General features: G+C 55.1%; 22 protein-coding genes and 1 pseudogene. 12 read left to right on the forward strand and 11 right to left on the reverse strand.

Translation table 11 applies throughout. From position 1 onward, the window contains the following. Positions 1 to 18 precede the first annotated feature (18 nt). Positions 19 to 1320: a D-serine ammonia-lyase gene (dsdA, locus tag HV346_RS00105; RefSeq protein WP_181621630.1), complete on the reverse strand. Its 1302-nt coding sequence runs from the start codon at positions 1318 to 1320 to the stop codon at positions 19 to 21. Positions 1321 to 1337: 17 nt separating this feature from the next. Then, positions 1338 to 1565 (reverse strand): annotated as a pseudogene (locus tag HV346_RS00110) (DsdX permease); the annotation flags it as partial. Between the two features lie 20 nt (positions 1566 to 1585). Here HV346_RS00110 and dsdC point away from each other — a divergent pair. Then, complete coding sequence (gene dsdC / locus HV346_RS00115; RefSeq protein ID WP_181621631.1) at positions 1586 to 2512, forward strand: DNA-binding transcriptional regulator DsdC; 927 nt, start codon at positions 1586 to 1588, stop codon at positions 2510 to 2512. A gap of 86 nt (positions 2513 to 2598) precedes the next feature. After that, entirely contained in the window at positions 2599 to 3687 is a 1089-nt protein-coding gene (locus HV346_RS00120; RefSeq protein ID WP_181621632.1) for a cellulase family glycosylhydrolase, read from the forward strand. On the opposite strand, the gene emrD is transcribed toward HV346_RS00120, so the two are convergent. The 4 genes from emrD to tisB all read right to left on the reverse strand — a co-directional run bounded on the left by emrD (position 3590) and on the right by tisB (position 6448). Next, the gene (gene emrD, locus HV346_RS00125; RefSeq protein ID WP_181621633.1) at positions 3590 to 4774 is read right to left on the reverse strand and encodes a multidrug efflux MFS transporter EmrD; all 1185 of its coding nucleotides are present in this window, start codon (positions 4772 to 4774) and stop codon (positions 3590 to 3592) included. The two genes, HV346_RS00120 and emrD, sit on opposite strands and share 98 nt — an antisense overlap. A gap of 177 nt (positions 4775 to 4951) precedes the next feature. Then, complete coding sequence (locus HV346_RS00130) at positions 4952 to 5785, reverse strand: EamA family transporter (protein ID WP_181621634.1); 834 nt, start codon at positions 5783 to 5785, stop codon at positions 4952 to 4954. A gap of 62 nt (positions 5786 to 5847) precedes the next feature. Beyond that, positions 5848 to 6294, reverse strand: coding sequence for a GNAT family N-acetyltransferase (locus tag HV346_RS00135; protein WP_181621635.1), 447 nt, complete (start codon positions 6292 to 6294; stop codon positions 5848 to 5850). A gap of 64 nt (positions 6295 to 6358) precedes the next feature. Beyond that, the gene (gene tisB / locus HV346_RS00140; RefSeq protein WP_181621636.1) at positions 6359 to 6448 is read right to left on the reverse strand and encodes a type I toxin-antitoxin system toxin TisB; all 90 of its coding nucleotides are present in this window, start codon (positions 6446 to 6448) and stop codon (positions 6359 to 6361) included. Between the two features lie 522 nt (positions 6449 to 6970). On the opposite strand from tisB, the gene ivbL reads away from it, so the two are divergent. The 7 genes from ivbL (at position 6971) to uhpT (ending at position 14213) form a co-directional block, all read left to right on the forward strand. Beyond that, positions 6971 to 7069, forward strand: a complete 99-nt coding sequence (gene ivbL / locus HV346_RS00145) for an ilvB operon leader peptide IvbL (RefSeq protein WP_181621637.1) — start codon at positions 6971 to 6973, stop codon at positions 7067 to 7069. Positions 7070 to 7191: 122 nt separating this feature from the next. Next, on the forward strand, positions 7192 to 8880 hold the full coding sequence (ilvB, locus tag HV346_RS00150; RefSeq protein ID WP_181621638.1) for an acetolactate synthase large subunit: 1689 nt from the start codon (positions 7192 to 7194) through the stop codon (positions 8878 to 8880). Between the two features lie 3 nt (positions 8881 to 8883). Further along, a complete protein-coding gene (gene ilvN, locus HV346_RS00155) occupies positions 8884 to 9171 on the forward strand; it encodes an acetolactate synthase small subunit (RefSeq protein WP_181621639.1) in 288 nt (95 codons plus the stop codon). A gap of 74 nt (positions 9172 to 9245) precedes the next feature. Beyond that, the gene (gene uhpA, locus HV346_RS00160; RefSeq protein ID WP_181621640.1) at positions 9246 to 9839 is read left to right on the forward strand and encodes a transcriptional regulator UhpA; all 594 of its coding nucleotides are present in this window, start codon (positions 9246 to 9248) and stop codon (positions 9837 to 9839) included. Further along, the gene (gene uhpB / locus HV346_RS00165; protein ID WP_181621641.1) at positions 9836 to 11335 is read left to right on the forward strand and encodes a signal transduction histidine-protein kinase/phosphatase UhpB; all 1500 of its coding nucleotides are present in this window, start codon (positions 9836 to 9838) and stop codon (positions 11333 to 11335) included. The genes uhpA and uhpB overlap by 4 nt, the downstream gene beginning before the upstream one ends. Positions 11336 to 11344: 9 nt before the next feature. Continuing rightward, positions 11345 to 12673 (forward strand): MFS transporter, encoded by a 1329-nt coding sequence (locus tag HV346_RS00170; RefSeq protein WP_181621642.1) that lies wholly within the window; start codon positions 11345 to 11347, stop codon positions 12671 to 12673. Positions 12674 to 12815: 142 nt separating this feature from the next. After that, positions 12816 to 14213, forward strand: a complete 1398-nt coding sequence (gene uhpT, locus HV346_RS00175; protein WP_181621643.1) for a hexose-6-phosphate:phosphate antiporter — start codon at positions 12816 to 12818, stop codon at positions 14211 to 14213. 41 nt (positions 14214 to 14254) lie between these two features. Here uhpT and HV346_RS00180 read toward each other — a convergent pair whose 3' ends face one another. Beyond that, positions 14255 to 15160: a LysR family transcriptional regulator gene (locus tag HV346_RS00180; protein ID WP_181621644.1), complete on the reverse strand. Its 906-nt coding sequence runs from the start codon at positions 15158 to 15160 to the stop codon at positions 14255 to 14257. 99 nt (positions 15161 to 15259) lie between these two features. Between HV346_RS00180 and HV346_RS00185 the strand changes: the two genes are divergently transcribed. The 3 genes from HV346_RS00185 (at position 15260) to nepI (ending at position 17594) form a co-directional block, all read left to right on the forward strand. Continuing rightward, positions 15260 to 15712, forward strand: coding sequence for a DUF1198 domain-containing protein (locus HV346_RS00185; protein WP_181621645.1), 453 nt, complete (start codon positions 15260 to 15262; stop codon positions 15710 to 15712). 98 nt (positions 15713 to 15810) lie between these two features. Further along, positions 15811 to 16338 (forward strand): SRPBCC domain-containing protein, encoded by a 528-nt coding sequence (locus tag HV346_RS00190; RefSeq protein ID WP_181621646.1) that lies wholly within the window; start codon positions 15811 to 15813, stop codon positions 16336 to 16338. Between the two features lie 65 nt (positions 16339 to 16403). Beyond that, positions 16404 to 17594, forward strand: a complete 1191-nt coding sequence (nepI, locus tag HV346_RS00195) for a purine ribonucleoside efflux pump NepI (protein WP_181621647.1) — start codon at positions 16404 to 16406, stop codon at positions 17592 to 17594. A gap of 48 nt (positions 17595 to 17642) precedes the next feature. Here nepI and HV346_RS00200 read toward each other — a convergent pair whose 3' ends face one another. The 4 genes from HV346_RS00200 to HV346_RS00215 all read right to left on the reverse strand — a co-directional run bounded on the left by HV346_RS00200 (position 17643) and on the right by HV346_RS00215 (position 21916). Then, positions 17643 to 18548 (reverse strand): DMT family transporter, encoded by a 906-nt coding sequence (locus tag HV346_RS00200; RefSeq protein ID WP_181621648.1) that lies wholly within the window; start codon positions 18546 to 18548, stop codon positions 17643 to 17645. 147 nt (positions 18549 to 18695) lie between these two features. Next, complete coding sequence (locus HV346_RS00205; protein ID WP_181621649.1) at positions 18696 to 20075, reverse strand: carbohydrate porin; 1380 nt, start codon at positions 20073 to 20075, stop codon at positions 18696 to 18698. A gap of 143 nt (positions 20076 to 20218) precedes the next feature. Continuing rightward, positions 20219 to 20521 (reverse strand): PTS lactose/cellobiose transporter subunit IIA, encoded by a 303-nt coding sequence (locus HV346_RS00210; protein ID WP_181621650.1) that lies wholly within the window; start codon positions 20519 to 20521, stop codon positions 20219 to 20221. A 6-nt stretch (positions 20522 to 20527) separates the two neighbouring features. Then, on the reverse strand, positions 20528 to 21916 hold the full coding sequence (locus HV346_RS00215; protein ID WP_181621651.1) for a glycoside hydrolase family 1 protein: 1389 nt from the start codon (positions 21914 to 21916) through the stop codon (positions 20528 to 20530). Positions 21917 to 21925 lie beyond the last annotated feature (9 nt).

A 21925-nucleotide genomic window follows, 5' to 3' on the forward strand; every position in this document is an offset into this window, starting at 1 on the left:
GGGATAAGGCAAAACCGCTTAACGTCCCTTCGCCAGGTACTTCACCATCTCATCTTCCGGAACCATGCCGCCACCGGTCGCCCAAACCAGATGCGTTGCATTCTCCAGCGGATATTGCTTGCTCAGCGATACGCGAACCGGCCCGGCCATTCCCGCCAGCGCGGAGGGTTCAAGGCGGATCCCCTCTTCCTGCGCCAGCCAGACGAGCATGTCATACATGCTCTGATCGCTTAAGGTGTAGAAGCCATCGAGCAAGCGCTCCATCGCCCGGCCCACAAAACCGGATGCGCGGCCAACAGCCAGTCCATCGGCTGCCGTGACGTTATCAATCCCTAAATCCTGCACCGCAATCTCATCGTGCAGGCCGGTGTAGACGCCCAACAGCATACAAGGGGAATGGGTCGGCTCGGCAAAGAAACAGTGAACGTTGTCGCCGAAGGCCAGCTTCAGACCAAACGCCACGCCGCCAGGACCACCGCCGACGCCACAAGGCAGATAGACAAACAGCGGATGGTCCGCATCCACAACGCGACTCTGCTGCGCAAACTGTGCTTTCAGGCGCTCGCCTGCCACGGCATAGCCTAAAAACAGGGTGCGGGAGTTTTCATCATCGATAAAGAAGCAGTTTGGGTCACTTTCCGCAGCTTTACGCCCTTGTTCAACGGCCACGCCGTAATCCTGCTCGTATTCCACGACTGTCACACCGTGGCTGCGCAGCCTGGCTTTTTTCCACTCACGCGCATCGGCGGACATATGTACCGTCACCTTAAAGCCAATGCCTGCACTCATAATACCGATGGACATGCCCAGATTGCCGGTTGAGCCTACCGCAATGCTGTGCTGGCGGAAGAAATCTTTGAAGCGCGGTTCCAGCAAAATGCTGTAATCATCCGTCAGGGACAGCATTCCCGCGTTAAGTGCCAGTTTTTCTGCATGAGTGAGAACTTCATAAATCCCGCCACGGGCTTTAATCGACCCGGAAATGGGCAGATGGCTATCTTTTTTCAGCAACAGTTTGCCGGGAATCGCCGCGCTCAATTCCTTCTCCAGCCGCTTTTGCATGGCAGGGATCGCCACCAGCTCAGATTCGATAATACCGTTTGTGGCCGCCGTTTCCGGGAAGGCTTTTGCCAGATAAGGAGCAAAACGCGTCAGGCGCGCATGCGCGTCGTTCACGTCGGCCTGGGTCAGTCCCACGTACGGCAACCCTTCTGCAAGTGTGGTGGTGCGTGGGTTAAACCAGGTGGTTTCTTTCAGGGCGATCAGATCCTCAACCAGAGGAAACTGTGCGGTTAAAGTAGTGATGTTTACGTTTTCCATAGTACGTCTCTTCGTGCTCAGATAATGAAAGAAAGCAGGAATGTGCCAGCAAGTGCAAGCACCGAGGCGATAAACGTCGCCGTCGTGTCGTATTTGAAGGTCTCATTCAGGGGCGCGCCGCAATATTGCTTCACCAGCCAGAAGAGGGAATCGGTGACGATCGTGCAGCCAATTGCACCTGAACCGATGGCAATCGTGATGATCTCCGGGCTGACATTGGGGTACAGCGGCAGCATTGGGGCGACATAAGAGAGTGAGAACGACGATGAATGATGCGAATGAAGACCGAAATCGACAGTTAAATGGCTGGCAGTTATCGAAAATGTACACGTTTGAGGTGGCTGCCCGGCATGAGTCCTTCGCGCTGGCGGCGGAAGAGTTGTCGCTAAGCCCCAGTGCGGTGAGCCATCGCATCAACCTGCTGGAAGGGGAGCTGGGTATTCAATTATTTGTACGTTCTCACCGTAAGGTTGAACTGACACAGGAAGGGAAATGCGTTTACTGGACCCTGAAATCCTCGCTGGATACGCTGAACCAGGAGATCCTTGATATCAAAAATCAGGCGCTTTCCGGCACGCTTACTGTCTATTCTCGTCCGTCGATTGCCCAATGCTGGCTGGTTCCGATGCTGGGGGATTTTACCCGTCGCTATCCGTCGATTTCATTGACCATTCTTACCGGCAATGAATACGTCAACATGCAGCGAACGGGTATCGATTTGGCGCTCTATTTCGACGATACCCCGCCTAACCAACAGTCCCATTATTTTTTGATGGACGAGGCTATCCTGCCGGTATGTTCGCCCGAATATGCCAGGCAGCATGCGTTGTTTCAGAATCCTGACAACCTGCGCCATTGTACGTTGTTGCACGATCGGCAGGCCTGGAGTAACGATTCAGGGACAGATGAGTGGTTGAGCTGGGCGCGACATTTTGCGGCGAACATGCCGCCATCATCGGGAATCGGCTTTGATCGTTCTGATTTGGCTATTATTGCTGCGATGAATCACGTTGGTGTTGCGATGGGGCGCAAACGTCTGGTGCAAAAACGGCTCGACAGAGGAGAACTGATCGCGCCGTTTGGTGAGAAGACCCTGAAATGCCATCAACACTATTACGTTTCGACGCTCTCCGGGCGGCAGTGGCCAAAAATCGATGCCTTTATTGGCTGGCTGAACGAAATGGCGCAATGAAGAATTATTACGCTTTGGCTCTACACGAAATGCGAAAAAGCGTGCTAAATACAGGTTATTGCTTCTGATTTCTCGCAAGGTAAACCGTGTTAAAGCCTTTCATTGTCACTGCGTTATTGATCTCATCCGGTTGGGCGTTTGCCGCTGAACCACCGCTGACGGCTGCGCTTTACGCGCAACAGCTTGGCGTGGGCATCGACGTTGACTGGGCACGCACCGAGCGCGGTATCCGTGAATTCGACCCGCTGGTGGTACGCGATTTTCGCGCCAAAGGTTTTACCCATGTGCGTATTCGGGTGGCTGATGAACCCACGGAAGCCCGGTTGATTCACCTGCGTAAGCTGGTCGAAGCCTGCGAGCAATACGGAATGATCCCCATCATCTCCTACCAGGCTGATGAATATAAAAACGACCCGAAAGCGGACAACGAAAAAGAGGTGATCAACTGGTGGATTGCCGTGGCGCACTATTTCGGTCAAAGCTCACCTTTACTGGGGTTTGACCTGATCTACGAGCCTGCGGATAAACTCAATCACAACCAGGCTTCGCTGAACCGTGTTTACGAGAAGACGATAAAAGTCATTCACAGCATTGATGCGCAGCGCATGATTTTTATTGCACCGCGTTTGCGTGCGGCGCCGGAAGATTTATCCAGCCTGAAGCTGCCGGTGCACAGTCAAAACTTTGTGCTGGCAGAGTGGCATATTTTCCCGTGGGGTCCGCTGAAAAATAACGGCAAATATCCGTGGACGTCCGGTACGGCCGCTGAGAAAACGGCGATCCGCAACCGTATTAATGTGGCGCTGCATTGGCAGCAAAAAACCGGGCATGTCAGTTGGGTTGGCGGCTGGGGGGTAGGGGAATCAAACCGGTTCACACCAACGGCTTCGCAGATGGCGTTCGCCAGTTTTATGGCCTGCGAATTGCAAAAGGCGAAAATCCCCTATGCGATTAACGCTGATTTTCAGTTTTATGATGGCGAAGAAGGGGCCTGGCGACCTGCGCCAGAACCGCTACTGCAGGCGATGATGACCCCGGTATGCGAAAAACCCGGCGAGAAGCCGGGCCATCACGCCATTAAACCGGCTGCTCATGGCGAGGAGCACGCGACGCCAGCGGCAGCCAGCACAGTAAAATCAGTAGCCCCATCAGCGTCATCAGTAAACCCAGGCTAGCCTGTCCGGTTTGTGGCAGCATCGCTGAAAGCCAGGCCAGTGCGCCAGAGCCGATATTCTGTAAACCGCCCACCAACGCCCCTGCCGTGCCTGCGAGGAACGGGAAGGGCTCCATCGCGCCGCTGGTCGCAAGCGGGAATAGCATGCCTGCACCAAAGAAAAACAACGCTGCCGGGATCAGCAATGTCCAGACGGTCATCACGCCAAACAGGCCTGGGATCCACATCATTAATCCTGCCAACAGACAGCTAATAACCGACTGCCACATTAGCGTGGAGAACCGCTTGTTGGGGCGTCCGGCAAACCATGCACCGAAAAATGCCGCCGGAATAGGCAGAATGAACAGGATACTCACGACCATGCTGCTCAGACCCAGCCCTGCCCCTAACAGCACGCCAGAGCAGGCTTCAAATACCGCAATTCCCGCGAGGCCGCCCACCAGCATCAGTACGTAGCAGTTGAATGCGCCATTGCCGAAAAGCACTTTATAGCTGGTTAACAGCCTGGTGCGTGGCGCTCCGGTTGGCCGGGTTTCCGGCATCCAGCGAGCCATGCTGAACGTAACGATCATGCAAAGCACCAGCAGGAAGGCATAACAGGCGCGCCAGGACCACATCGTATCGAGCAGGCCGCCAATCAGCGGAGCCAGCAGTGGACTGACCAAAATGCCCATATTGAGCAGACTGTTGGCATGGCGAAGCTGAGTGCCCTGATAGAGATCGCGCGGCAGCGTTCGCGCCATCACGCCACCGACGCCGGTTCCTACCCCCTGGAGGGCGCTGGCGGCAATCAATACCGTCAGGCTATGAGTGGTAATGGCAATCACCGTGGCGACCATAAAAATGGACATCCCCACCAGGATCACCGGGCGACGCCCCACGCGGTCGGACAGTGGGCCGTAAAAAAGCTGAGAGACACCGTAGGTCAGCAGATATGCGGCCATGACACTCTGTACCGCACCTTCACGGACATTAAGTTCCTTTGCCATGTCTGCAATTGCCGGAATGTAGATGGTTTGTGCCATCTGACCGACGGCTACCAGTAACACCAGCATCAACAATAAGTTAACGTTCCTTTGTTTTTTCATGTCGCTGAATACTTTTGCCAAAAGAGAGAATTAAAGAATAAGTCACTGCGCATTACCATAAATGCGCGAGGAATCTACCACAGTGTGATGGCAAATTAAGCATTGCGGTGGTGAATGGAAGGAAATGAAAAGGCAGGATTTGTAAACAATATCGGCAACTAATGTTGCCAGCTTCTGCTACGCCATGCGCAGCAGAATGGCCCCGCCTGCAATACCCAGCGCCGCAACAATGCGTAGCCCGGCAACCCGCTCTTTTAGCAACAGGAAAGCGATAAGTGCGCCAAAGAGGATTGAGGTTTCGCGCAACGCCGCGACCACTGCCAGCGGGGCCTGGGTCATTGCCCATAGCGCCAGCCCGTAGGAGCCCATTGTTCCAATTCCACCGAGCAGCCCCTTTTTCCAGTGCAGGCGCAGATATGCTGAGGCTTCACGACGACGCGCCGCCATTGCCCAGCACAGCAGACAAAAACCGTTCATAAAGAATGTCCACAGCGTATAGCCCAGCGCCGTTTCCGAGAGCCGCACGCCAGTGCCATCCACCAGGGTATATCCGGCGATGAAACAGGCATTCAGCAGCGCCAGCCAAATCCCTTTACGCGACTGCATGCGGCCGTTCATCGCCATAGCGAGGATCGACAGGCAGATCACGCCAATTCCAGACCAGGCGAGCCAGGAAAGGGGATCTCCCAGCATCAAAACGCTTATCAGCGCCACCAGTAGCGGAGCCGTGCCGCGCATCAGTGGATAGGTCTGGCTCATATCCGAGACCTGATAAGTCTTTGCCACCAGCACCGTATACACCACCTGTAACGCACAGGAGACAACCAGAAATGGCCAACTGGCTGCTGCGGGTTGTGGCGAGAATGGCAGTAAAATCATCGCGATCAATGTTGCGGAACCACTGACGCTAATGGCGGAGTAGAGCTTGTCTGTTCCGGCTTTGACGATGGCATTCCAGCTGGCATGTAACAGCGCGGCGAACAGCAAAACGCAAAAAACGGAGAGGGTCATAACGTATCGGGTGATGGATTGTCATACAACAGTAACATTCACACTCTGAAGCTGCCAGCGAGTCAAACAGCGCAAAAAAGACGGTGCGTTACCCGTGGTTCGTCAGTCACCTGGGTAAACCCTGCCTGATGATAAAATCCCCAGGCTGCCTGTGGCGCATGAGTGTTGAGAAAATCAAACCAGATGCTCGCATCCGCCATGACAACGGAGAGCAACTGTTTCCCCACGCCCTTGCCACGGCATTTCTCGCTGATATAGAGATGACGGATACGCCCGGCGCGCGGTTGTTGGCTGAAAGGGTCGCGGTTCAGACCGCACACGCCGACCAGTTTGCCGTTGAGAAATGCCCCCAGCAGCTTTTCGCCAGGTGCATTAAAACGGTTTTCACCGCGCAACCAGTTATCTTCTAACCTGCGCAACATATTAAAATTCAACGCAATACTTTCAGCCTTTAAGGCGATATAGCCGGGTTCATCGGGTGTGATGGGCTCAATTAACAAACGCGACATAGCATTCCCTCGTTATTAAAGAGGGGCGGTTTCCCGCCCCTCTCAGGTGCGACTTGAACCTGAATCACCGCAGGTATTTCAGGACGGCATCAAGCAGTTGCAGTACCGCAACAATGAGTTTGAGGATCAGAATGACCGTATCCACTACGCTCATACGCGTCTCCTTTTGGGTAAAAGGAGCACGATGCTGGCGTACCTTTCCGCCGCCTGTTGCCAGCACCTGGATTGACGTAACACAGTGTGCTCACTTCGGGGGTTAAGGCACTGACGGCACCACCCGTTTCAGCCAGGACTTTTATTGCGCCGGTAAAACAGCGGCCCCCTCGCGCACTGCGAACATCGTCAGTATAGATAAATACTGTATGCATGAACAGTATTTTGTGGACAAATGTCGGCAGAGGGTACATACTCAGAAACGTCAAAATCCGTGCCTAAAATTGCGCGTTCGTCGCCGATCGCGTATACTTCTTGCGTTGACGTAACACAGTGTGTTCTGCGGTTACCAGCCGCAAACCCTGAAAAAAACCTCGCTTCGGCGGGGTTTTTTGTTTTCAGCATTCAACAAAATAAACGTGATCGCTGGCGCATTTTTGTGCGTATGAAAATATTTCCATTGTCACGCCAGAAAACCTGTGTTTGTATAAATTCCATCAATGATTCTAAACACAGGTCCCCAATGACAGCTTCCATGATCGCCTCGACCCTACTAAAAACTGCGCAACCAGCCGCAGTGGTCGTCGTGCGTGTGGTGGTGGTCGTCGGCAATGCGCCGTAGGGACTGGATCAACACACGAATCCAAAACCCCGCCGGCGCAAACCGGCGGGGTTTTTCGTTTAAGCCCCCCGGATACGCGAAGTACGATGCGTAACGCTGGCCCAGAAGAAAAGGACTGGAGCATGGCAAGTTCGGGCACAACATCCACCAAGACGCGTTTTACTGGCGCGCAGTTAATCGTTCATCTGCTGGAGCGACAGGGTATCTCCATTGTCTCCGGTATTCCTGGCGGCACGGTGCTGCCACTGTACGATGCATTAAGCCAAAGTACGCAAATCCGTCACGTTCTGGCGCGCCACGAGCAGGGAGCCGCTTTTATCGCCCAGGGCATGGCGCGTACGCAGGGCAAACCGGCGGTCTGTATGGCCTGTAGCGGGCCGGGGGCAACCAACCTGGTGACGGCCATCGCGGACGCGCGTCTCGACTCCATTCCACTGATTTGCATCACCGGCCAGGTCCCTTCATCGATGATCGGTACTGACGCCTTCCAGGAAGTAGACACCTACGGCATCTCTATCCCCATCACCAAACATAACTATTTAGTTCGCGATATTGCTGAACTGCCTCAGGTTATCAGCGATGCATTCCGCATTGCGCAGTCCGGCCGTCCTGGCCCGGTGTGGATAGACATTCCTAAGGATGTCCAGATCGCAGAGATTGAAATCGATGTGCTGCCCGAGCCGGGCGACCGCGCACCGACGCCGGAATTTAGCACGCAAAGCGTGAGTGATGCTGCGGCGATGATTAACGCCGCCAAACGTCCGGTGCTCTATCTGGGAGGCGGCGCAATTAACGCCGCTGATGAGGTACGCCAGTTTGCGGAAAAAGCTAACCTGCCGACTACCATGACGCTGATGGCGCTGGGTATGCTGCCAAAGGCGCATCCGCTCTCATTGGGAATGTTGGGAATGCATGGCGCGCGCAGTACCAATTATATTCTGCAAGAGTCTGATTTATTGATTGTTCTTGGCGCTCGTTTTGATGACCGGGCGATTGGTAAAACGGAGCAGTTCTGCCCAAATGCCAAAATCATTCATGTGGATATCGACCGTGCTGAGCTGGGGAAAATCAAGCAGCCACATGTTGCCATTCAGGGCGATGTTGCCGACGTGCTGGCGCAGTTGATCCCGCAAACTGAGGCGACAGACCATGCAGAATGGCAGACTCTGGTGGCTGATTTGAAACAGGAATTCCCGAGCACGATCCCAACGGAGGGCGACCCGCTGAGCCATTACGGGCTGATCAACGCCGTGGCTGCCTGCGTGGACGACAGCGCCATTATCACCACTGACGTTGGCCAGCATCAGATGTGGACCGCACAAGCGTACCCCCTGAACCGTCCGCGTCAGTGGCTGACCTCCGGTGGTCTGGGGACGATGGGCTTCGGCCTGCCTGCGGCGGTGGGGGCTGCACTCGCGAACCCCGACCGTAAGGTTATTTGCTTCTCCGGCGACGGCAGTCTGATGATGAATATTCAGGAAATGGCGACCGCGGCCGAAAACCAGTTAGACGTGAAAATCATCCTGATGAACAACGAAGCGCTGGGGCTGGTACACCAGCAGCAGAGCCTGTTCTATAAACAGGGCGTGTTTGCTGCGACGTATCCGGGCATGATCAACTTTATGCAGATTGCCGCCGGTTTTGGCCTTCACACTTGCGATCTGAATGCCGAAGAGGACGCGCATGCGGCATTGCAGGAGGCGATCTCTCGCCCAGGCCCGGCGCTGATCCACGTGCGTATCGATCCTGAACAAAAGGTGTATCCGATGGTTCCGCCGGGTGCGGCTAATACAGAAATGGTGGGGGAATAAGCCATGCAGAAACAACATGATAACGTCATTCTGGAACTCACCGTCCGCAACCATCCCGGGGTTATGACTCACGTTTGTGGGCTATTTGCCCGCCGCGCGTTTAACGTGGAGGGCATTCTCTGTCTGCCAATTCAGGGCAGTGAACACAGCCGTATCTGGCTTCTGGTTAATGACGACCAGCGTCTGGAGCAGATGATGGCGCAGATCGACAAGCTGGAAGATGTCACGAAAGTGGTGCGCAACCAGTCCGATCCCACCATGTTTAACAAAATTGCCGTGTTCTTTGAATAAATCGCTCATTGCTTGAACACTCGCGCGCTTATCGTTAAGGTAAGCGCGTTTTTTTACCCCGCCAGGAATGCGCCATGACCACCATCGCCCTTATTGACGATCACCTTATCGTCCGCTCCGGATTTGCCCAGCTTCTGAGCCTGGAACCTGATTTTCAGGTCGTGGCGGAGTTTGGTTCAGGCCGTGAGGCGCTGGCGGGTCTGCCTGGACGAGGTGTACAGGTCTGCATCTGTGATATTTCCATGCCGGATCTCTCCGGGCTGGAACTGCTGGGTCAACTGCCGAAAGGCATTGCGACCATTATGCTCTCCGTTCACGACAGCCCGGCGCTGGTGGAGCAGGCGCTCAACGCCGGTGCGCGCGGATTTCTCTCTAAACGCTGTAGCCCTGATGAGCTGATTGCCGCTGTACGAACGGTATCGACAGGCGGCTGTTATCTGACGCCAGACATCGCCATCAAACTGGCTGCAGGACGGCAGGACCCCCTGACCAAACGGGAACGTCAGGTGGCGGAAAAACTGGCTCAGGGGATGGCGGTAAAAGAGATCGCCGCCGAACTGGGGTTATCGCCGAAAACGGTTCACGTTCACCGCGCCAACCTGCTGGAAAAGCTGGGCGTCAGTAATGACGTCGAGCTGGCGCGCCGTATGTTTGATGGCTGGCAATGAGTCCCTTCTTTTCCCGGCTGATTGGCGTTGTCGCCAGCTTTTTTATCTTCTCTGCCGCATGGTTCTGCCTGTGGAGCATCAGCCTGCATCTGGTTGAGCGTCCGGAACTGGCGGTGCTGTTGTTTCCGTTTGGTTTGCGTTTGGGCCTCATGCTGCAATGCCCGCGCGGATACTGGCCTGTACTGCTGGGGGCCGAGTGGCTGATGCTCATCTGGCTGGCGCAGGAAGTGGCGCTGGCCCATCTCCCTTTATTGATGATCGGTGGTGTGCTCACCACGGTTCCTGTAGCGCTGATCTCCCGTTACCGTCACCAGCGAGACTGGCGGACGCTGCTGCGTCAGGGAGGCGCGTTGATTGCCGCCGCCCTGCTGCAGTCCCTGCCGTGGGTGGGGAAACCCGACGCGCTTAATGCCCTGTTACTGACGCTCACCGGAGGATTAACCCTCGCGCCAACGTGCCTGGTGATCTGGCATTACCTCACCAGTACCGTCTGGCAACCGCTTGGGCCTGCGCTGGTCTCACAGCCTGTGAACTGGCGCGCACGCCATCTGATCTGGTATCTGCTGCTGTTTGTGGTCAGCCTGTGGCTTCAGCTTGGCCTCCCCGCTGAACTTTCGCGCTTCACGCCGTTTTGTCTGGCGTTGCCGATTATTGCGCTGGCCTGGCACTACGGCTGGCAAGGGGCGCTTATCGCCACCCTGATGAATGCCATCGCGTTGATTGCCAGCCAGACCTGGCACGATCATCCCGTTGATTTACTGCTTTCTTTGCTGGCGCAAAGCCTGACCGGGCTGCTGCTCGGGGCGGGTATTCAGCGTCTGCGTGAGCTGAACCAGTCCCTGCAAACAGAGCTGGCCCGGAATCGCCGTCTGGCCGAGCGGCTGCTGGAAACTGAAGAGAGTGTGCGGCGTGAAGTGGCGCGCGAACTGCACGACGATATTGGCCAGACGATTACGGCCATCCGCACACAGGCGGGGATCGTCCAGCGTCTTGCGCCTGACAATGCCGGGGTAAAGCAGGGGGGGGCGCATATCGAGCAGCTTTCGCTTGGCGTGTACGATTCAGTGCGTCGTCTGCTGGGTAGATTGCGGCCGCGTCAGCTTGACGACCTCTCTCTGGAGCAGGCGGTTCGTTCGATGATGCGCGAGATGGAGCTGGAAGACCGGGGCATTGTCAGCCACCTTGACTGGCGTATTGATGAAGCTCCGTTGAGTGAAGGCCAGCGTGTGACGCTGTTCCGCGTCTGCCAGGAGGGGCTGAACAATATCGTCAAACACGCCAGTGCCAGCGCGGTCACATTACAGGGCTGGCAGCAGGGCGAACGTTTGTGGCTGGTGATTGAGGACGATGGCTGCGGTTTGCCACCAGGTTCCGGTCAGCAGGGCTTTGGGCTGGCAGGTATGCGTGAACGCGTGACCGCACTCGGCGGTACGTTAACCATCTCCTGTACTCACGGCACGCGTGTCAGCGTCAGTTTGCCGCTGCGTTACGCATAAGGAACCGTCATGTTTACCTTTCTGAAAACGCCCGTAAATGCCGCGCCGCTTGGCGATAAAACGGAAATCGACGCCCGTTACCGCTACTGGCGACGCCATATTCTGATCACCATTTGGCTCGGCTACGCGCTGTTCTATTTCACCCGCAAAAGCTTCAACGCCGCCGCACCAGAAATCCTCGCCAGCGGTGTGATGGTTCGTACCGACATTGGTCTGCTGGCGACGTTGTTTTACATCACTTACGGCCTGTCGAAGTTCTTCTCCGGCATCGTCAGCGACCGCTCCAACGCGCGTTACTTTATGGGGCTGGGGCTGATTGCGACGGGCGTGGTGAATATCCTGTTTGGCTTTTCCACGTCACTGTGGGCGTTTGCCCTGCTGTGGGCGCTGAACGCCTTTTTCCAGGGCTGGGGCGCGCCGGTATGCGCTCGTCTGCTCACAACCTGGTACTCCCGCAACGAGCGCGGGGGATGGTGGGCTGTCTGGAACACGGCGCATAACGTCGGTGGAGCGCTGATCCCGATGGTGGTGGGCGCGGCAGCACTGCACTACGGCTGGCGTGCGGGGATGATGATTGCTGGGGGGCTGGCGATTATCGCAGGGCTTTTCATCTGCTGGCGATTGCGCGACAGACCACAAACCGTGGGCCTGCCTGCGGTGGGTGACTGGCGACACGACGAAATGGAGATCGCCCAGCAGCAGGAAGGTGCAGGGCTGACACGCAAAGAAATTCTCACAAAATACGTGCTGAAGAATCCCTATATCTGGTTACTCTCCCTGTGCTATGTGCTGGTCTACGTGGTGCGTGCGGCGATCAACGACTGGGGCAATTTGTATATGTCTGAGACGCTGGGTGTCGATCTGGTGACTGCCAACTCAGCCGTCACCATGTTTGAGCTGGGCGGGTTTATCGGTGCACTGGTGGCGGGCTGGGGATCGGATAAATTGTTTAACGGCAATCGAGGCCCGATGAATTTAATCTTCGCCGCCGGGATTTTGCTTTCCGTCGGCTCCCTGTGGCTGATGCCGTTTGCCAGCTATGTGATGCAGGCGGCGTGTTTCTTCACCACCGGTTTCTTCGTGTTTGGCCCACAGATGTTGATTGGTATGGCGGCGGCGGAGTGCTCGCACAAAGAGGCGGCGGGAGCAGCGACGGGGTTCGTTGGGCTGTTTGCTTATCTTGGGGCATCCCTTTCCGGCTGGCCGCTCGCGCGGGTGATCGATATCTGGCACTGGAGCGGGTTCTTCGCGGTGATTGCTATCGCGGCGGGGATTTCAGCATTGCTGCTGCTGCCGTTTTTGAACGCTCAGACGCCGCGCGCTGCCAGCGAAGCGTGATACGCCTCACCTTTTTGCCCCGAGTGGCGAAAAACTAAGAAATTTTCCCGGTTTCACCTGGACGCTGTCTCAGGCGTCTCTCCCGGCTGATTTTTACAATGCCTGCCATTCGCAGGTATAAAAATCAGCTCAGGAGCAAACCATGCTGGCCTTCCTCAACCAGGTGCGCAAACCAACCCTGGATCTGCCGCTCGATGTGCGGCGCAAAATGTGGTTCAAACCGTTCATGCAGTCCTATCTGGTGGTCTTCATCGGCTACCTGACCATGTACCTGATCCGCAAAAACTTTAACATCGCGCAGAACGACATGATCTCAACCTACGGGTTAAGCATGACGCAACTGGGGATGATTGGCCTGGGCTTCTCCATCACTTACGGTGTGGGGAAAACGCTGGTTTCCTACTATGCTGACGGCAAAAACACCAAGCAATTCCTGCCGTTTATGCTGATCCTCTCCGCTATCTGTATGCTCGGTTTCAGCGCCAGCATGGGTGCGGGTTCCGTTAGCCTGTTTATGATGATCGCTTTCTATGCCCTGAGCGGTTTCTTCCAGAGTACCGGCGGGTCATGCAGTTACTCTACCATCACCAAATGGACGCCACGCCGTAAGCGCGGGTCTTACCTCGGCATGTGGAACATCTCCCATAACCTCGGTGGGGCAGGTGCGGCGGGTGTGGCGCTGTTTGGTGCGAACTATCTGTTCGATGGCCATGTGATCGGCATGTTTATCTTCCCGTCGATTATCGCCCTGATTGTCGGCTTTATCGGCCTGCGCTTCGGCAGTGACTCCCCGGAATCTTACGGACTGGGTAAAGCCGAAGAGTTGTTTGATGAAGAGATTAGCGAAGAAGATAAAGAAGCTGAAAATGAGTCGATGACCAAATGGCAGATCTTTGTTGAGTACGTACTGAAAAACAAAGTTATCTGGCTGCTCTGCTTCTCAAACATCTTCTTGTACGTGGTGCGTATCGGTATAGACCAGTGGTCTACCGTGTATGCCTTCCAGGAGTTGAAGCTCTCTAAAGAGGTGGCGATTCAGGGCTTTACCCTGTTTGAAGTGGGGGCGCTGGTCGGCACGCTGCTGTGGGGCTGGCTCTCTGATCTCGCCAATGGTCGTCGTGCGCTGGTGGCCTGTATTGCCCTGGCACTCATTATCGCGACGCTGGGCATTTATCAGCATGCCAGCAACCAGTATGTCTACCTGGCGTCCCTGTTTGCGCTCGGTTTCCTGGTGTTTGGCCCGCAGCTGTTGATCGGTGTTGCGGCGGTTGGCTTTGTACCGAAAAAAGCGATCGGTGCAGCCGATGGGATTAAGGGGACATTCGCTTATCTGATTGGTGACAGCTTCGCTAAGCTGGGTCTGGGGATGATCGCCGACGGCACGCCGATTTTCGGCCTCACTGGCTGGGCGGGTACGTTTGCTGCGCTGGATGCGGCAGCCATCGGCTGTATCATCCTGATGGCGATGGTCGCGGTGCTTGAAGAACGTAAGATCCGCCGCGAAAACCGTGCGCAGAAGCAGAGATTGAAAGCAGCCTGAGTGTGTAGGTAACTTTTTGCCCGGCGTGATGCCGGGCTTTTTTATTGCTGCCGCCCACTCGTCTCCAGCAACAACTCCCTTAGCCACACCTGCGCTGGGTTACGGTGCGTCCGTCCGTGCCAGGACATGCTTTTGGTAAATCCGGCTACCTGAACAGGCGTGTCACACACAAACATTCCCGTTCGGTTTTCCGCCATCCTCTCCGGTACAACGGCAATCATATCGCTGATCGCCAGCACCTCCGGCAGCACTAAAAAGCTGCTTACGGACAGTCCCACATGCCGCGCTCGCCCAATTGTGGCCAGTGCGTCGTCAGTTACGCCGTGAAAACTCTCGCCCTCATAAGAAACCAGCACATGCTCCAGGGCGCAAAAGCGATCGAGCGTCAGCGGTTTTCCTGCGTCCGGGTGATCGGCGCGCATCATGCAGACGTACCGTTCATCGTAAAGTGCGCGGCTGTGGAGTTCATCGGGCGTGGTGTGCGGCGTCAGCAGGGCGAGGTCGATTTTCCCCTGCTCAAGCTGGGTGACGAGGCGCTCCGGCTCTACCGGCACTACGCGCACCCGGATGTGCGGGGCTTGCACTTTAAGCGCGGCGATAAACGGCACAATCACCGCGCGCAGGGCGTAGTCGGTAGCGGCAAGAGTAAAGGCCAGGTTTGCCGTGAGCGGATCAAATGCTACGGGCTGCAACAGGAGGTCGATATCCGCCAGAATGCGTTTTACCGGAGCCGCCAGTCCTTCCGCACGAGTGGTGGGCACAATGCCGTGTGGCACACGAATAAACAACGGGTCGTCGAAGTAGTCCCGCAGACGGTTAAGCATGCCGCTAACCGCAGGTTGGGTCAGGGCAAGACGTGCTGCTGCGCGGGTGACGCTGCGTTCATCCAGCAATGCGTCCAGTGTTTTCAGTAAGTTAAGATCCAGCGTGCGGAGATCGGCTTTCATGTCGTTATTCCACCTTTTTTCAGTTCACTATTATGGTGTTGCCTGCTGTCGACGCTCTGCGTTTCCCGCTATGATGAGCGGCTAATTTAAGGAGAGTGCATGGTCTGGATAATGCTGGCTACCCTCGCGGTGGTGTTCGTGGTCGGATTTCGTATCCTGACGTCTGATTCCCGCCGGGCGATCAAACGATTAAGCGAGCGTCTGGGGATCACCCCGGTTCCGGTGGAGTCGATGATCGACCAGTTTGGTAAAACGCCAGGCAATGAGTTTATCCGCTACCTTGAGCGTCCGGACGAAGCCCATCTGCAAAACGCCGCGCAGGTGCTGCTGATCTGGCAGGTCTGTATTGTCGACGGCAGTGAAGAGAATCTGCACACCTGGCATCGACTGTTACGTAAAGCCCGCCTCGCCGCACCTGTCACCGATGCACAAATCCGCCTGACGCTCGGTTTTATGCGCGAAATGGACCCTGATCCGCAGGAGCTAAATGCCTTCCAGCTCCGTTACAACCAACTTTTTCTGCCTGAAGATGGTGTCTTCTTTTTACACTGATATCACGAATCGTGATGAAGGGTATAAAGTATCGTCATTAGATTTATACCACTCCCGGGCGCAACATCACCTCATCAAACAACACGACGAGGTGAACCATGAAACAAGCCGCCATTATCTGGCCGAATGACTATCTGCCAGGCACAACCGATAACTTTGCATCGAACGAAATTATTGTTGCAGGGCTAACCGCCCGCGAGGTGTGGGCGCAGCTTAACGACACCACTTTGTGGCCGGGCTACTACCGCAACGCTGAAGACATTCGTTTCCACGATGGTAGCGGACCCGAACTGAGCGCGAACGCTCGCTTTCGCTTCACCACCTTTGGCTTCCCGGTTGATGCGCAGGTGACAGAATATGTTCCGCCTGTTGACGGTGAAGCGGCGCGTATTGCCTGGCATGGCTGGGTCGAAGGTGATGCGAACGCACGTCTTGACGTTATCCACGCCTGGCTGTTTGACGATTTGCCAGGTAACCGCGTGCGTATCCTGACTCAGGAATCCCAGAAAGGTGTTCCGGCGCAGGAATTAGCGCGTACTGTGCCAAACCCGATGATTAACGGACATCAGGCGTGGATCGTTGGGCTGGCGAATGCAGCGATGAAAGAAAAGTTGTCAAAACGTTAAATTCGTCACACTTATGATGATAAACTGCGCGACTTTTCCGCACGTTTTTATCCTCAGGTGACGCCATGACAGAACATATCCAGCCCACAACCAGACCGCAGACCAAAGAGGTTTCACGCCCTAACTGGTCGGCGGTTTTCTCCGTGGCATTCTGCGTTGCCTGCCTGATTACCGTTGAATTTCTGCCGGTGAGCCTGCTGACGCCCATGGCGCAGGATTTGGGCATTTCAGAAGGTGTGGCGGGTCAGTCCGTTACGGTGACCGCATTTGTGGCGATGTTTGCCAGTCTGTTTATTACCCAGGTGATTGGCACTGTCGATCGCCGCAAAGTGGTTATCCTTTTCAGCGTACTGCTGACGCTCTCCTGCCTGCTGGTCTCTTTTGCCAATAACTTCACGCTGTTGCTGCTCGGTCGGGCGTGCCTGGGACTGGGATTAGGTGGCTTCTGGGCGATGTCCGCGTCGCTCACCATGCGCCTCGTTCCTGCGCGGACTGTACCAAAAGCCCTGTCCGTCATCTTTGGCGCGGTCTCTATTGCACTGGTGATTGCCGCGCCGTTGGGCAGTTTCCTCGGCGGGATTATAGGCTGGCGTAACGTCTTTAACGCGGCGGCGGTGATGGGGTTCCTCTGTATTATCTGGGTGTGGAAAGCGCTGCCGTCCCTGCCGGGAGAAGCCGCGCATCACAAACAGAACATGTTTAGTCTGCTGAAACGTCCCGGCGTACTGGCGGGCATGAGCGCCATCTTTATGGCCTTTGCCGGGCAATTTGCCTTCTTCACTTATATTCGCCCGGTGTTTATGACCATGGCGGGTTTTGATGTCGACGGCCTGACGCTGGTGCTGCTGAGTTTCGGTATTGCCAGTTTTGTCGGCACATCGTTGTCATCCCAGTTCCTGAAACATTCCCTGAAAGTGGCTCTGGCGGGGGCGCCGTTAGTGCTGGCGATCAGTGCCGCGGTGCTGGTGCTGTGGGGCAGCGATAAGTGGGTGGCGTCCGCTATCGCGATTATCTGGGGCTTTGCGTTCGCCCTTGTGCCGGTGGGTTGGTCAACGTGGATCACCCGATCGCTTGCCGATCAGGCGGAAAAAGCCGGGTCGATTCAGGTGGCTGTGATCCAGCTCGCGAACACCTGCGGTGCGGCGGTGGGGGGTGTAGCGCTAGACCATATTGGGCTTACGTCACCGCTGGTGATTTCCGGTACGCTGATGCTGCTGACGGCGCTGCTGGTGGCGGGTAAGGTTAAAGCAAAGTAGTGGCTTTCTCCCTCTCCCGTGGGAGAGGGGCGGGGTGAGGGCATCAGGCTACGCCGATGTCTGAACCCGTCTTCTCGAATCCATCGAAATCAACACCACTGACGACACAATCAGCAGCGTGCCCAGCCAGTCCGGCAGGGTGAACGCCACGCCCAGCAGAATCACCGACAGCAACGCGCTACTCAGCGGCTCGGCACAGCTCAGAATGCTCGCCTTCGGCCCGCCAATCATCTGCGCACCTTTCAGATACAGACTGAATGTCAGTGCAGTACCGATGACCACCAGATAGAAGAATGCCAGCAGCAGACTACCGTCGATCACAAAGGTCGTGCCACGTCCGGCGTAGAACGGCGTGAGCATGAGTCCTGCCAGCAACATGCTCCAGCCAACAATCGGCAGCGTGCCGTAGCGGGCAATCAGCGCGGAAGGGTAGGTGGTATAAAACGCTGCCGCAAAAGCCGAAGCAATGCCGAAGAAAAGCGCCGCTGGTGAAATAGAGAGCGAGGTTGGGTCGCCATGGGTTACCAGTAAAAATGTCCCGATGAGCGACGTTAAAATTGCAGACAGTACAAAAATGCCGGGCCGTTTTTTACGGGCCAGCGCAAACCACGCCACGATAATCGTCGGAGAGAGGAATTGCAGGACGGTAGCGGTGGCTGCATTGGATTTTTCAATCGTCAGCAGGAAGGTGAGCTGTACGGTCAGTGCGCCGACGAGCGAGAAAATCAGCAGGCTAATGGCATCTTTGCGGTTTTTGATGACCGAGAAAATCTTGTCGCCGTGAACGAAGGAGAGTGTCAGCAAAATCACGCCGGTAAACAGCAGGCGGATCATGGTCAGGTAAGGCGACGAAATATGGCTTTTCTCCATGATGTACTGCGCACAAACCCCTGAACTTCCCCATAAAACGGCGGCGATCAGGACGTTCAGCATCCCTTTACGTGTGGAACCCATGTACTCCCCTGCTATCTGTTGTCGTTAATTCGGTCAACAGCATAGCATGATAGCGAGCGACCTGATGTTCTCACCCTGGCTCTCTCCCACGGGGAGAGAGGGCAAACACTCAAAACGGCAACGCAACGTTGCCGTTTTGCTTTTACCTTAGAACCACGCCTCCCACATCGCGCCAACGTTGAAATCGTCGAGCGTCTGGTCGTCAGTGCCGTTCACACGTGCAGTATGTGCGTTATCCACTTTGCCGCCGGTGACGTAGAAGCGCAGCATTGGACGGAATTCCGGGCCCATGGCGATAGAGACGTTTTGTGACAGCGTCAGCTTCCAGCCTTTGTTATCGCCGCCGTTGTCATAGTCAACGTGCTGCCAGCCCGCTTCCAGCCAGGTGGAGTGGACGTCGTTCCACCAGTGCATCGGACGTACAATGGCATTGTAGTTTTTGCGATTTTCGCTCTTATCACGGCTGTTGTCGTAGTCGTGGAAGGCGAGGATGTACTCCACCTGCGTCTGCGGGGTGAATTTATGCAGCCCTTCGAAGCTGGCGTATACCGTGGTCAGATCCTCGGTTTTGTTGAATACGCTGTTGTCCGAGTTATCTGAGTAACGGGCAATCACCTTGTTCACGCCGCTGTCGTTGGTATGGCTCAGCACCACGCCGCCCTGCCAGGCATTCAGACGTTCGTCGCTCTCAACCGCTTTTGAGTCAAAGCCGTAGTTGGCGTATAGCTCCAGATCCAGTGGCCCAATTTTCATGCCGTGGATTTTAGAGGTAGCCGCGTAGTTGCCTTTGTCGCCAGTGCCGGAACCACCGGTACAGGTAATGCGTGACGGGTTCGCTTCGTCTTCCATCACTTCTGGGCTACAGGATTCGACGGCGGCAACGGTGGCGACATCAAATTGCACGCCGCCGATGTCAAAGTTTTTCACCCCGGCGCCCTGGCCGTCGTGGTTCATCCAGAAGTAGTCGTTGATGCCCTGTTGTGGACGCTGGTGGAAGTCACGCCCCGCCCAGAAATAGGCATTCCGGTTGGACTCCAGCAGGTTAGTCACACCCGCGTAGGCTTTTTTCAGGTTAACTTCGTCGCCCCAGTGGTCAATCATCACGTTGATATCCCAGATCGCGCCATTGTCGCCTTTGAACGCTTTGGAGAGCTGGAATTCGCCACCGTTGCCTTCGTTACCCAGACGGCCAATAGCGGATGCGCCGTTGTAGGAGCCGTCTACAGCCACATATTTCTGATCGGCTGCCTGGAAGTGCGCACCGTAGCGGGCATAGCCAGTGAATTTAATACCAAATGGAATTGCCATATCCGGAGATTGCGCCGCACTTTGTGGCTCGGTGACGACGTCTGCTTTTTTCGCGACCGCAGCATCCATTTTTGCCTGGCGGTCTGCGAGGGCTTTATCCACCGCTTTGGCCACAATGGCGTCGATTTGCTCCTGCGTGAATTCTTGCGCAAATACAGAAATAGGGCAAAGCGCGGCGATAACCGCCATTGTTAATGGAAGTTTTTTTATCATGTTCATGGTTATCTCAATATAGTTTAATTTTATTCAGACAATAACCACCCGGTTCCGATCTGACAGAATATGTCGCTATCATCAGAACAAGTTGATTTATATTTTATAGGTACAGAGGTTCTACATTAACGTTACGATTTCTCCATATATTATCTCTGGTAAAGATGAATAATCTCTTCGGATAATTCACGGGCTAACAGTGAATTCATTAAATGATCCTGGGCGTGCACCATAATTAACGTCATCGGCTGGCGGGCTTCGCCTGCATCCTGCTCAATCAGTTTGGTTTGCATATGGTGCGCGTGCCGCGCGTAGCCATCCGCTTCACGCAGCAGGTTTTTCGCTTCATCAAGGTTGCCCTGACGCGCAGCGTGCAGGGCTTCAAAGCACAGGCTACGCGACTGGCCGGCGTTGACGATAATTTCCATTACAGCTTCTTCTAATGCGATCATGATGGATTACTCTCTGTCAAAACTGTTATTCAACGAGGTGGCTGAAAACCACTCTCCGCTTTTTTTGATGGTGCGCTTTTGCGTATTTAAATCGAGCTGGATAAAGCCATAACGATTTTTGTACGCATTACACCACGACCAGTTATCAATAAATGTCCACATATGATAACCCAGGCAATTACAGCCTTCGCTAATACCTTTGTGCAGCCAGGTTAAATGCCCGGAAATAAAATCAATGCGGTATTGATCGTTTATCTGACCATTTTCAATAAAGCGCTGCTCATTTTCGACACCCATGCCGTTTTCAGAAATAAAACAACGCGGGTTGCCGTAATTGTCGCGCAGGTTGACCAGAATATCGTAAATACCCGGCTCATAAATTTCCCAGCCACGGTACGGGTTCATCTTACGACCCGGCATGTCGTAGTTATCAAAGAACCACTCCGGCATAAAGGGTGCTTGCGGGTTGACCGCACTATCACGACATTTCACACGACGCGGCTGATAATAATTAATGCCGAGCAGGTCGATTTTCCCTTCCGCAATCAGGGCACTATCCTCTGGCTGACAGGCCGGTAGCTGACCGTAAGCGTTCAGCAACGTCACCAAATCTGCCGGATATTCACCGCGTAACACCGGATCAAGGAAGCTGCGGTTAAACATCAGATCTGCAATGTGTGCAGCCTTCATATCTGCCGGGTTCTGCGAACGCGGGTAGGACGGTGTCAGGTTCAGGACAATACCAATTTCACCGGCATAATGCCCGGCACGGAATGCGCGAACGGCCTGCGCATGTGCCAGTACGGTGTGATATGCCACGCTTGCCGCACGACGAAAATCCACGACGTTGGGATAATGGAAGTCATACAGATATCCCCCTTCCACCGGAACAATCGGCTCGTTGAAGGTAAACCAGTGCATCACTCGATCACCAAAAAGCTCGAAGCAGATTTGCGCATAGCGGGCATACGCATTCACAACCTCACGATTTTCCCAGCCACCGATCTCCTGCATGACCATCGGCATATCGAAGTGGAACAGAGTGATAAACGGCGTGATGCCCTGTTCAATCAGTTCGTCGATAACCTGGTTGTAGAAGTCGACCGCTTCCGGGTTCACTTTCCCCGTTCCGTCAGGGATCAACCGTGCCCAGCTAATCGACGTGCGGAAACTGTTGTGATTCAACTGCTTCAGAAGCTGAATGTCCGCTTTCCAGTGCTGGTAAAACGTGGAGGTATTCTGCGGCCCCACACCCTGATGAAAACGGTTTGGTTCTTTATCGAACCAGTGATCCCAGGTGGTCAGTCCTTTACCGCCCCCCTGGCTTTCCCCTTCGGTTTGCAGGGCAGAGCTTGCGCTGCCCCACCAGAAGTTTTCGGGAAATGAGTATTTCATGACGCTTCC

Source organism: Enterobacter sp. RHBSTW-00994 (genome assembly GCF_013782625.1).
In the GTDB taxonomy this organism is placed as follows: Bacteria; Pseudomonadota; Gammaproteobacteria; order Enterobacterales; family Enterobacteriaceae; genus Enterobacter.

What these genes read in the sequence shown, in the direction of transcription:
- emrD (WP_181621633.1), bottom strand. Translation starts at nt 4,774, where the DNA reads ATGAAAAAACAAAGGAACGTTAACTTATTGTTGATGCTGGTGTTACTG.
- HV346_RS00200 (WP_181621648.1), bottom strand. Translation starts at nt 18,548, where the DNA reads ATGGGTTCCACACGTAAAGGGATGCTGAACGTCCTGATCGCCGCCGTT.
- dsdA (WP_181621630.1), bottom strand. Translation starts at nt 1,320, where the DNA reads ATGGAAAACGTAAACATCACTACTTTAACCGCACAGTTTCCTCTGGTT.
- HV346_RS00130 (WP_181621634.1), bottom strand. Translation starts at nt 5,785, where the DNA reads ATGACCCTCTCCGTTTTTTGCGTTTTGCTGTTCGCCGCGCTGTTACAT.
- ilvN (WP_181621639.1), top strand. Translation starts at nt 8,884, where the DNA reads ATGCAGAAACAACATGATAACGTCATTCTGGAACTCACCGTCCGCAAC.
- HV346_RS00185 (WP_181621645.1), top strand. Translation starts at nt 15,260, where the DNA reads ATGGTCTGGATAATGCTGGCTACCCTCGCGGTGGTGTTCGTGGTCGGA.
- tisB (WP_181621636.1), bottom strand. Translation starts at nt 6,448, where the DNA reads ATGAGCGTAGTGGATACGGTCATTCTGATCCTCAAACTCATTGTTGCG.
- uhpT (WP_181621643.1), top strand. Translation starts at nt 12,816, where the DNA reads ATGCTGGCCTTCCTCAACCAGGTGCGCAAACCAACCCTGGATCTGCCG.
- HV346_RS00215 (WP_181621651.1), bottom strand. Translation starts at nt 21,916, where the DNA reads ATGAAATACTCATTTCCCGAAAACTTCTGGTGGGGCAGCGCAAGCTCT.
- dsdC (WP_181621631.1), top strand. Translation starts at nt 1,586, where the DNA reads ATGAATGATGCGAATGAAGACCGAAATCGACAGTTAAATGGCTGGCAG.
- HV346_RS00135 (WP_181621635.1), bottom strand. Translation starts at nt 6,294, where the DNA reads ATGTCGCGTTTGTTAATTGAGCCCATCACACCCGATGAACCCGGCTAT.
- ilvB (WP_181621638.1), top strand. Translation starts at nt 7,192, where the DNA reads ATGGCAAGTTCGGGCACAACATCCACCAAGACGCGTTTTACTGGCGCG.
- nepI (WP_181621647.1), top strand. Translation starts at nt 16,404, where the DNA reads ATGACAGAACATATCCAGCCCACAACCAGACCGCAGACCAAAGAGGTT.
- HV346_RS00190 (WP_181621646.1), top strand. Translation starts at nt 15,811, where the DNA reads ATGAAACAAGCCGCCATTATCTGGCCGAATGACTATCTGCCAGGCACA.
- ivbL (WP_181621637.1), top strand. Translation starts at nt 6,971, where the DNA reads ATGACAGCTTCCATGATCGCCTCGACCCTACTAAAAACTGCGCAACCA.
- HV346_RS00180 (WP_181621644.1), bottom strand. Translation starts at nt 15,160, where the DNA reads ATGAAAGCCGATCTCCGCACGCTGGATCTTAACTTACTGAAAACACTG.
- uhpA (WP_181621640.1), top strand. Translation starts at nt 9,246, where the DNA reads ATGACCACCATCGCCCTTATTGACGATCACCTTATCGTCCGCTCCGGA.
- uhpB (WP_181621641.1), top strand. Translation starts at nt 9,836, where the DNA reads ATGAGTCCCTTCTTTTCCCGGCTGATTGGCGTTGTCGCCAGCTTTTTT.
- HV346_RS00205 (WP_181621649.1), bottom strand. Translation starts at nt 20,075, where the DNA reads ATGAACATGATAAAAAAACTTCCATTAACAATGGCGGTTATCGCCGCG.
- HV346_RS00210 (WP_181621650.1), bottom strand. Translation starts at nt 20,521, where the DNA reads ATGATCGCATTAGAAGAAGCTGTAATGGAAATTATCGTCAACGCCGGC.
- HV346_RS00170 (WP_181621642.1), top strand. Translation starts at nt 11,345, where the DNA reads ATGTTTACCTTTCTGAAAACGCCCGTAAATGCCGCGCCGCTTGGCGAT.